Raw genomic sequence first — 10,151 nt, 5'->3', positions numbered from 1 at the left:
CTTTCCCCAGAAACAGCACTTATAGCCTATCTTAATTCGTAGTTCACGTTAATTTTGCGAGAAAATAATGCAAAAAAGCTATTTCAATCGTATTGGAATAGCTTTTTTGAGATATGCTACCAAGAATATATTTGCCAAAATTACAATTTTCCCTTCGTCAGACCTTTAGTTTTAATGACTATTACCATTTATTGACATAAAGTTAACAATTCGATAACAACGAAAGCAATGGCAGTAGGTTGAAGGGAGTAGTTTTACTTCATTCTATACAATCTATCCGTTTATGTTTACACCTGTATTTTTCCGAAAATGCTGGGCATACCTACTTTTACTAGGAACCGCCCTCGTATCTTTTCAAATAAATGCTCAGAACCTGACGTATGATCTCGCATTAGCCCCTTTTTATCACGGCGTAGCCTCAGGCGACCCGCTGGCTGACCGCGTAATTATCTGGACCCGTATTACCCCGGAAGGGGAAGATACCAATCAGGATATTGAAGTATCTTGGAAAATGGCAACTGATCCAGAGCTTACCAATGTGGTACAAGAAGGTCAGTTGATGACTAACGCTTCCCGCGACTATACTGTGAAGGTGGACGTGACCGGGCTGGCTTCTTACACTACCTACTACTACCAATTTGAAGCGATGGACAAAACCTCCATCATTGGTCGTACTCGAACCACCCCCAGCGGTTCTGCCGATCATCTTCGCTTTGCCGTGGTTTCGTGTAGTAATTACCAAGCGGGTTACTTTAGTGCCTACGGACGTATTGCTGATCGGGCTGATTTGGATGCAGTAATCCACTTAGGAGACTATATTTATGAATATTCGGCCACCGGAGAAGATTTTTACGGTGATGCGGGGTTGCGTGATTCTGGTGAGCGGAGACATTTGCCCGATAAAGAAATTGTGAATTTGGCGGATTATCGTACCCGCTACTCTCAGTATCGCCTCGATCCTGATTTACGTCGGGCGCATCAACAGCACCCATTCATCACCATTTGGGACGACCATGAGTCGGCGAATGATGCTTACGAAGACGGAGCGGAAAATCACCAGCCCGATGAAGAAGGCTCGTGGGATGAACGGAAATCAGTTTCCAGACAAGTATACACCGAGTGGATGCCGATTCGGGGTGATTTGAACGAGATTCCTTTGTACCGCACCATTCAGTACGGTGAGTTGATGGATTTGATTATGCTAGATACCCGCCTGGAAGAGCGTGATATTCAAGGTATGAGCATTACCGATGCCAAATTGTACAGCGACGATCGAACTATGCTAGGCGATACCCAGAAGCAATGGATGTTTGATCAGCTACAAAACTCTACCGCTAAGTGGAAAGTAATCGGTAACCAGGTCATATTCTCACCTTTCAATGTTTGGTGGGCAGGGGTCGACCCCGACGGTGGCTTTACTCCTGACGGCATTGAAAGTATATTCTTAGATATCTGGGACGGTTACCCTGCCGAACGGGACGAAATTATCAATTTTATCGGTGATAATTCTTTAGACAATGTAGTAGTGCTCACGGGTGACTTTCACTCTACTTTTGCCTATGATGTTACGAGTCAACCCGCCCCACTGAGTGGTAACGATCCTACCATTGCTGCTGCCGGGCAAGCCCCGGTTCCGGTAACTCCTACCTACGACCCAGCTACCCGCCAAGGCTCGGTTGCCGTAGAGTTTGCTACCCCCAGTGTGAACTCGGCTAACTTTGATGAGAATGTGGGAGTAGAAGGTGCTGCCGGGTTTGAATTTCAGATTAACAAGCCGCTAACTGTCCCCGGTACTCCACTCAATGGTATCAATCCAAACCCGCACATGCAGTACACCGATCTGGATCAACATGGTTACTTCATTTTAGACGTGAAGGAAGAGCGTGCCCAAGCCAACTGGTACTTTGTAGAAACCATCTTGGAACCTAACTCACTGGAGCAGTTTGCTTCCGCCTGGGGTACCGATGCCGATAATAATTATTTGACCGAAGGCGAAGAGAGCGCGTCTAAAGCCGATGCGCCCTCACTGGCTCCCGATGCGATGCGCGATGAAAACTTTACGCTACAAATTTTACACGCTTCTGATTTGGAAGGGGGAGTAGAAGCGATTGACAACGCGCCTAACTTTGCGGCTATTGTTGACCGATTAGAGGAAGAAGAAAATACACTGACCATATCTGGCGGTGATAACTACATTCCGGGCCCATTCTTTGGAGCAGCCGGCGACGGTAGCTTACGTCCCGTGTTTCAGGAAATTTACCAAGAACTGTACAACGAACCCGGGTTGACTAACATTCGGGAAACCCCCGGACGGTTGGATATTACGATCATGAATATTATCGGTTTTGACGCTTCGGCGGTGGGCAACCACGAGTTTGATGCCGGAACCAACGCTTTTTCAGATATTGTAGGAACGGATATTCGCGGTACCACTTTAGCCGATGTTCGTTGGCTAGGAGCACAGTTCCCGTACTTATCAGCTAATCTTGATTTCAGCGGTGATAGCGATTTGGGTGGATTATTCACTAGTGAGATTCAACCAAGTGGTGCATTCATCTCAGCTCCCGATGACTTAGATGCTGCCGCAGCAGCCCCGAAGTTTGCTCCAGCTACCACCGTTGAATTTAATGGTGAGACCGTGGGCATCGTTGGGGCAACGACCCAGATTGTACAATCCATTTCTTCTACCGGAGGAGTAGAGGTACTAGGCCCCACCGAAAACGATATGCCCGCTCTAGCCGAGGTGCTACAGCCAACGATTGATGCGCTCGCGAATCAGGGAATTAATAAGATTGTACTAGTGACTCATCTCCAGCAGGTTGCTTTAGAGAAAGAACTGGTCGGATTACTTTCGGGAGTGGATGTAGTGATTGCGGGCGGTTCCGATGTGCTATTCGCTCAGGAAGACGACGTACTCCGCAGTGGTGATGAAATTGAAGAAGCTTATCCGTTCGTCACCCAAAATGCTGACGGTGACCCCGCCGTAGTTGTAGGAACTGACGGTGAATACAGCTACGTAGGTCGCTTACTGATTGAATTTACCAGCGAAGGAGTACTGGTAGAAAGTTCGTTAGAAAACGAAATGAGCGGAGCCTACGCTACCGTAGAAGAAGTAGTGAGTGAACTATGGGAAACCGAAGATCCGTTTGCTGATGGCACCAAGGGTGAGCTGGTTCAGCGGCTGACCAATTCGGTAGAGACCATCGTAAACGAGCAAGACGGAGTTATCGTAGGAAAAACCAGTGTATATCTCGACGGTCGACGGGCGCAAGTACGCACCGAAGAAACCAACTTAGGCAACCTTACCGCCGATGCTGCCCTAGTGGCTGCCCAGCAGTTTGATGCCAGTGTAAAAGTCTCTCTTAGAAACGGGGGCGGTATTCGGGCTGCGATTGGTGAATTGGTTGATCTGGGAGGAGGAAATGTACAATTTGCTCCGCCCCAAGCGAATCCCGAATCGGGTAAGCAGGAGGGAGACATCTCTCAACTGGATATTGTGAATACACTTCGGTTCAACAACAGCTTATCGTTATTAACGCTGTCGGCAACTGACTTGCTGGCGGTGCTAGAGTACGCGGTGTCAGCCTCCGAACCCGGCGCTACGCCCGGTCAGTTTCCGCAGGTAGCGGGAGTACGGTTTAGCTTTGATGCTACCCAAGAAGTAGGTAACTGGGTGCAAATGGTAGAGGTCATTGACCAAGAAGGAAACGTAGAAGATACCATCGCTGAGAATGGCGAGGTAGTAGGCGATGCTGATCGTGAAATTCGTATCGTCACACTGAACTTCTTAGCCGGAGGGGGCGATGGCTACCCGTACCCTGAACTGGGCGAAAACCGCGTTGACTTACCTGATGTGTTAGATAGCTTGGCTAATGCGGGGCAAGCTACCTTTGCCGATCCGGGCACTGAGCAAGATGCTTTAGCCGAATACCTACTAGCGAATTTCTCCGATGAACCGTTCGCCCAAGAAGAAACTCCAGTGGCGGAAGATACTCGTATTATCAACCTGAATGCTGACGGTGGTAGTGAGGGACAAACAATTGTAGAAATCGCTCAAGGAGATGAACGCTTTAGTCTATTGGTAGAAGCGGTAGTAAAAGCAGAATTAGCCGAAACCCTTTCTTCCGAAGGTCCTTTCACCGTATTTGCGCCAACTAATGCTGCGTTTGAGAATGCTATTGCTGCTTTAGGTTTCCAGAGTTTGGATGAAGTTCCGGTAGATGTTCTCACTCAAATTTTACTCTACCATGTGCTTCCTACTGAATTGTTCGCAGTTGACCTGATGCCGGGTGAGCAGTACGAAACCGCGCAGGGGCTTGCCGTAGTGATTAGTCAGGATGATACCGAAAGCCTTACCGTAAACGGAGTGAATATTATTTTGCCGGACGTAGATGCCAGTAACGGAGTGATCCACGCCATTGATGAAGTGCTAGTTCCCGTAGCGAATGTTACGAAGTTCGTGTTGGTAAGTGCCCGTACGGATAAAGATATTATGGAAATAAACGATGGCGATGTACTAGACTTAGCCCAGTTACCGCATAAGATCAATGTCCGGGCGGAAGTAGCTGGACATCCGGAGAGTGTACAATTCACCTTGGACGGAGATACAATTCAACCTCAAAATGCGGCTCCTTACGCTTTATTTGGAGATGATGAAGGCGACTACCGCTCCGGACGGTTTGAGTTGGATAGTTACGTATTGTCGGCTATTCCTTATTCGGGAAGAACTGCTACGGGGCTTCCTGGGACCTCCCTAAAAGTATCGTTTGAGGTAGTAGAGCGAGAGACTATTGGAGAAATTGTTCGGGCTAATGATGATTTTTCTATTCTATCTACCGCTCTACGACAGGTAGGCTATCTCTCTACCGTGCGGGGCGAAGGGCCATTTACCGTATTTGCGCCCAACAACGCTGCTTTTGAGGCACTCTTAGCGGAGATGGGATTGACCGACGTACGACAAATTCCTACGCCAGTACTAAGAGAGGTTATTCGCTACCATATAGTGATTGGAGAAGAACTACGAGCGGCTAATCTTTCTGATGGTCAGGAAGTTGAAACTCGGCAGTATGGTTCGGTAAAGATTAGCATTGCGGATGGAATGGTAAAAGTAAATGATGCTACCGTCATTACCCCTGACGTATTGGGCAGCAACGGCGTAGCCCACGTAATTGATCAGGTGCTCATACCACCGGCTGAAGCGATGAATACTTCTGGGATATACCTAGAAGCTTCGCCGAATCCAGGTGCTTCGGAAGTCAACCTTCAGGTAATAGATCATCCAGAGGCTCGGGTAGAGGTTGCTATCATGGATCAATACGGCACTCCACTATCTACGCAATCATTCAATACTCCACCGGATAACGAAGTAAACTTCTCGTTGGATATTTCCAGTTTACCGACCGGAGTGTATATGATTCAGGCGCAATTGGGTGAAGAACGCCAGGTTCTACGGGTAATTCGGTAGCATCACTCGATAGAAATAGAGAAAGACCATCTTCGCGAGAGGATGGTCTTTTTTAGCTTTTAACAAATCCTACAACTAGATTAAAGTGTTTTTCTCTTCAGGTTTACATGAACACCTTAGCACACGAACACCATCACACTAATTTTGCATCCAAAGTAATCTCCGCTCCAGCAAGTACTTTAGAAACTGGACAGTTCTCTTTAGCCCCTTTCGCCTGCTGCTGAAAGTCGTCTTCGCTGATATTGGGAATTTTGGCTTCGCTCACCAGATCAATCTGGGTAATGGCAAATCCACCATCGTTCTGGACTAGTTTCACCTTTGCCTCTGTTTTTACGGATTCGGGCTGATAGCCAGCTTGTTCCAATCCCGCCGAAAGGGCCATGCTGAAACAGGCAGCGTGGGCTGCTGCAATTAGTTCTTCAGGGTTAGTCCCGCTACCTTCCTCAAATCGAGATAGAAAGCTGTAGTTTCCTGTAAAGGCTCCGCTTCCAAGTGATAAATTCCCTTTTCCTTCTTTCAGTCCGCCCTGCCATTGGGCATTTGCTTTTCTTACGGCCATAGTTGTAATAGTTTAGCGTAAAAGAATCGTTTTCCTGACAACCCAAAAGTCGGCGGAAGGTTAATAGACTGGAAACATTATTGTTGGTATAAACCGATAGTTAAGGTTAAAAATAGTAACTGCCAATTGACTACTACTTTTATGGAGATTAACAAGGATAAAAAAACAATAGAACAGCATCTACTTAAACTGCGAACGCTAGAAATTAGCGACTATGAAGCTATTCAGTGCATTATGCAAGTGGTGTACGTGGATGCTGGAGGGGCGTGGACAAAACGGGAATTTCAAAATCAGCTTTCAGTTTTTCCCGAAGGGCAGATTGGTATTGAAGTGGATGGAAAAATTGTGGCGGCGGCACTTAGCTTAATTGTTAAGTACAGCAAGTTCGGTGATAACCATACCTACGAGCAGATTACTGGCGGTGGTAAGTTTGATACTCACGATGACGAAGGCGACACACTCTACGGAACCGATCTGTTCGTTGATCCCGAGTACCGTGATATGCGCCTCGGTCGTCGCCTCTACGATGCCCGTAAAGAAATGTGCGAAAACCTGAACCTCCGGGCAGTCATTGTCGGCGGACGAATTCCCGGTTACCGAGAGCATCGCGATAAGCTTACTCCCCGCAAGTATCTGGAAGAGGTGAAGAACAAGGAAATCTACGATCCAGTACTGACTTTTCAGTTGGCGAACGATTTTCACGTGCGTAAGCTAATACCTCGCTACGCCCACGAAGATAAAAGCTCCATGCAGTACGCCACGTTGCTGGAGTGGATCAATATTGCCTACGAAGATGAGTCTGAGCCGTTGATTGGCGGTACTAAATCGGTGGTTCGGTTGGGCGCAGTGCAGTGGCAGATGCGTCGGGTGGTTTCGTTAGAAGATTTGTTTCAACAAATGGAGTTCTTCGTAGATACGGTATCGAGCTACGCCGCCGATTTTGTAGTATTTCCTGAGTTCTTCAACGCCCCGCTGATGGCTCTGGCCGAAGATGTTCAGTCCTCTTCAGATGCGGTGCGCCACTTAGCAGAGTATACCGACCCGGTACGCGATAAAATGCAGGAGCTGGCTATTACCTACAATATCAATATTATTGCTGGCTCAATGCCGGTTTATGAAGATCATAAGCTGTACAACGTTAGCTTTCTGTTGCACCGCGACGGAAATGTAGATAGTCAGTATAAACTTCACATCACTCCTGATGAACAGAGCTACTGGGGATTGCAAGGCGGAAATAATTTACAAGTATTTGAGACCGATGCCGGACGGGTAGGAGTGCTGGTTTGCTACGACGTAGAGTTCCCCGAACTGTCCCGCATTCTGGCTGACCAGAAGATGGATATTCTGTTTGTACCCTACTGGACGGATACTAAGAATGCCTACTTACGGGTTCGTCGCTGTGCCCAAGCCCGGGCGATTGAAAACGAATGCTACGTAGTAATTACGGGTAGTGTAGGCAACCTGCCCCGCGTAGAAAATATGGACATCCAATACTCCCAATCTGCCGTATTCTCTCCGTCTGACTTTTCCTTTCCTCACGATGCGGTAGTAGCCGAAGCCACTCCCAACACCGAAACTACCCTCATTACTGACCTGGATTTAGAGTTACTCAAAAAGCTTCGCACCCAAGGCAGTGTCCGTAACCTCCAGCAACGCCGTAAAGACCTCTACGAAGTAATTATGCGGAAGAAGAAGGTAAATGAGAAAGCAAGTGGGCAAGCAATGGAGGAGAAGGTGCAATTTTGAAGTGCTTCTAGGCAAATTATAGTTCTCCAGTAAAGAAATTGATTAGCTTTCACCAAACGATTACCCAATTATTAGCATAATTGAAATAGTCATGCAGTAGAAGGCGGGAAATAATGCAAGGTGACCTGAGTTGTACTGCGGTGGAACTACCAATCTAGCGTTTGCTCCCGAATAAAATATCCATGAGTGCCGGTAAAAAAGTGGTGAATGAAAGCAAAGCCCCACTCACTGCCGTGGCAATCAATATCCCAAAGTAGCGTACTGGCACCGCCGAGGCAAATACCATGAGTCCGAAGCCACCCGCTAGTAGCAGACTAGTCACTAAGATTGCTTTACCCACCTGCCGGATGGTCATTTCCATATTCTTGCGATGCGGGAGCCGCTCACGATCCAGGTAGTAATGGTACACAAAATGAATGGTATCGTCTATGGTAATACCCAATACTACGGCGGCAATCAAGGAGGTGGCAATGTCCAGCGAAATACCCGCCAGACCCATAACGCCCAGAATCAGTAAAACCGGTAGCAGATTGGTCAAAAATGCAGCCAAGCCAAGCAATACCTTACCCCTGAGCATCAGCAGCAAAAAAACGAACACCAAGCCTGAAGCAATAGCGAGGCTACGCTGTTGGGAAGTGACGACATAACCCACAATGCCGGCATACAGCGGAATATAGCCAGTAGGTCGCAAGTCTGCCGTGCTGCCGTACACTTCCTGGCTCAATGCGTGAATCTGGGACAACATCACATTGAGTTCGTTCGTACTGACAACATCTCCACTCAGGATAAGCCGCCCTTTTTTTTCATCGGGAGGCAGCCACCGCCTCACCAGACTACTGTCTTGCTCCAGAGCCTGTGCGGTATAACGATCGATTAACTGGGGCTTCAGACGATTACGCCACATGGGACCATAAATTATTGGCAGCGTGCTTAGGTAGAGTTCGTGAAAGCCGGCGACGCTCTCAATGCCTTTAATATCTGTGACCCGCTGGGCAAATTCCGCCGTTTTAATGAGCAATTTAGGGCTATTTATCATCATAGAATCCTTCGGGTAGAGCATTAAGTCTATGGGAAAATACTGACCCCAGCGTTGTAAAATATCCTGATGGTCTTCTACTACCGGATGCCCTGTGGGAAAATAACCCAGGGTATAGGTATTGGCTTCAATCTTACTGATCCCGTACCCCAGACCTATCACAACCATCAGGTAAAAACCTAAAATGGCGTATTTCTTTTCTACCGAAAACCTAAACAACCGCAAAAGCTGACTTTCTACCCGTATTCCCAGGCTTGACTTTTCGGAGCTAATGAGGGGCAGGAAAAGAAACGCCAGCACAAAACTCACTACCAGTGCCAGTGAGAGGCCGATTCCTACCAAAAGGCCAAACTGCTGTAAGATAGAAAGAGGAGTGAACAAGAAGGAAGCAAAACCAGCTACCGTCGTAAGAGTAGTAAACAAACAAGGCCACCACACCCTTCTTAAAGCTGGCACAATGTCTTGCTGCCCCTGTGCCTTGTAGTGGTTGAGTATGTGGATAATATCCAGCAAACTAACAATGGTCAACAGAACAGGAGCGATAGAAGAAACCAAGTTGAGTGAATAACCCAGAGCACCATAAATACCCAACGCCAGCCAAAGCACCAGAAAAAACGTAGCCAGGCTGTAGATAATCACATAGAAGTCTCGGTAGAGAACAAACAAAAACAGCATAATCAGACCAACACCACCTCCCAAAAAGAGCGCAAAATCCCGCTGGGTGAGGCTATTGAGGCCCGAGTAAATGACCGAACTGCCCCCCATTGATACGTTTTCTTCTGGAAAATACGCTAACAATGCCTTCTCTACACCATCTACAATTTCATCCATGCGGTGCTGTATGTCCGCCAGCAGTCCCAACTGGACAATAAGCCGTAGACTGCTTCCTTCTTTATTGATAAAATTTCCGGTAACTAAGGGAGCTGACTGATAAATATTCGCTAGCGAATCATAAAACTGGGAGGCTTCCGGTAGGGAGTCGGGTAAGGCAGAGATGAAATAACGACCAGCAGAAAGCTTAAAGGTGCGGGCATTAGTCAGGGAATACACCTCTTCTACTCCTTCTATTTCTCTCATCTCACCGATGCTTTCTTGCATAGCCAGTAGCATTTTCTGATTTATCACCCCAGCAGTGTCATAGATAATGACCGTAATTACCTCATCACTGCCAAACGACTGTTGGAAGTCCTGATACGTGCGTAGCAGCGGGTCGTCTTCTACAAACCAAGACTCTATGGCATTGGTAATCTGTAGGGCATGGGGAAGGAAAGGTGAAAAAAAACTACCGCTAAGAATAAGCAAACCGAGCCAAAGCCAACGGTATCTCTGAAAAAATCGCATACTTG

4 protein-coding genes are annotated in these 10,151 nt (G+C 47.4%); 2 read left to right on the top strand and 2 right to left on the bottom strand.

All coding sequences use genetic code 11. The features are described 5' to 3' along the window. Window positions 1–283: 283 nt before the first annotated feature. Complete coding sequence (locus tag P0M28_RS10980; protein ID WP_302209948.1) at window positions 284–5,464, top strand: alkaline phosphatase D family protein; 5,181 nt, start codon at window positions 284–286, stop codon at window positions 5,462–5,464. Window positions 5,465–5,597: 133 nt separating this feature from the next. On the opposite strand, the gene P0M28_RS10975 is transcribed toward P0M28_RS10980, so the two are convergent. Then, window positions 5,598–6,023, bottom strand: coding sequence for an OsmC family protein (locus P0M28_RS10975; RefSeq protein WP_302209947.1), 426 nt, complete (start codon window positions 6,021–6,023; stop codon window positions 5,598–5,600). A 147-nt stretch (window positions 6,024–6,170) separates the two neighbouring features. Here P0M28_RS10975 and P0M28_RS10970 point away from each other — a divergent pair, with 147 nt between their 5' ends. Further along, window positions 6,171–7,769, top strand: a complete 1,599-nt coding sequence (locus P0M28_RS10970; protein ID WP_302210881.1) for a bifunctional GNAT family N-acetyltransferase/carbon-nitrogen hydrolase family protein — start codon at window positions 6,171–6,173, stop codon at window positions 7,767–7,769. Between the two features lie 154 nt (window positions 7,770–7,923). Here the strand turns inward: P0M28_RS10970 and P0M28_RS10965 are convergent, their stop codons facing one another. Continuing rightward, the gene (locus tag P0M28_RS10965; protein ID WP_302209946.1) at window positions 7,924–10,146 is read right to left on the bottom strand and encodes an efflux RND transporter permease subunit; all 2,223 of its coding nucleotides are present in this window, start codon (window positions 10,144–10,146) and stop codon (window positions 7,924–7,926) included. Window positions 10,147–10,151 lie beyond the last annotated feature (5 nt).

Source organism: Tunicatimonas pelagia (genome assembly GCF_030506325.1).
In the GTDB taxonomy this organism is placed as follows: domain Bacteria; phylum Bacteroidota; class Bacteroidia; order Cytophagales; family Cyclobacteriaceae; genus Tunicatimonas; species Tunicatimonas pelagia.
This window is presented reverse-complemented; position numbering and strand designations above follow the sequence as displayed.

Excerpts from the sequence above, each read along its gene's own strand:
- P0M28_RS10980 (WP_302209948.1), top strand. The coding sequence starts at position 284 with ATGTTTACACCTGTATTTTTCCGAAAATGCTGGGCATACCTACTTTTA.
- P0M28_RS10975 (WP_302209947.1), bottom strand. The coding sequence starts at position 6,023 with ATGGCCGTAAGAAAAGCAAATGCCCAATGGCAGGGCGGACTGAAAGAA.
- P0M28_RS10965 (WP_302209946.1), bottom strand. The coding sequence starts at position 10,146 with ATGCGATTTTTTCAGAGATACCGTTGGCTTTGGCTCGGTTTGCTTATT.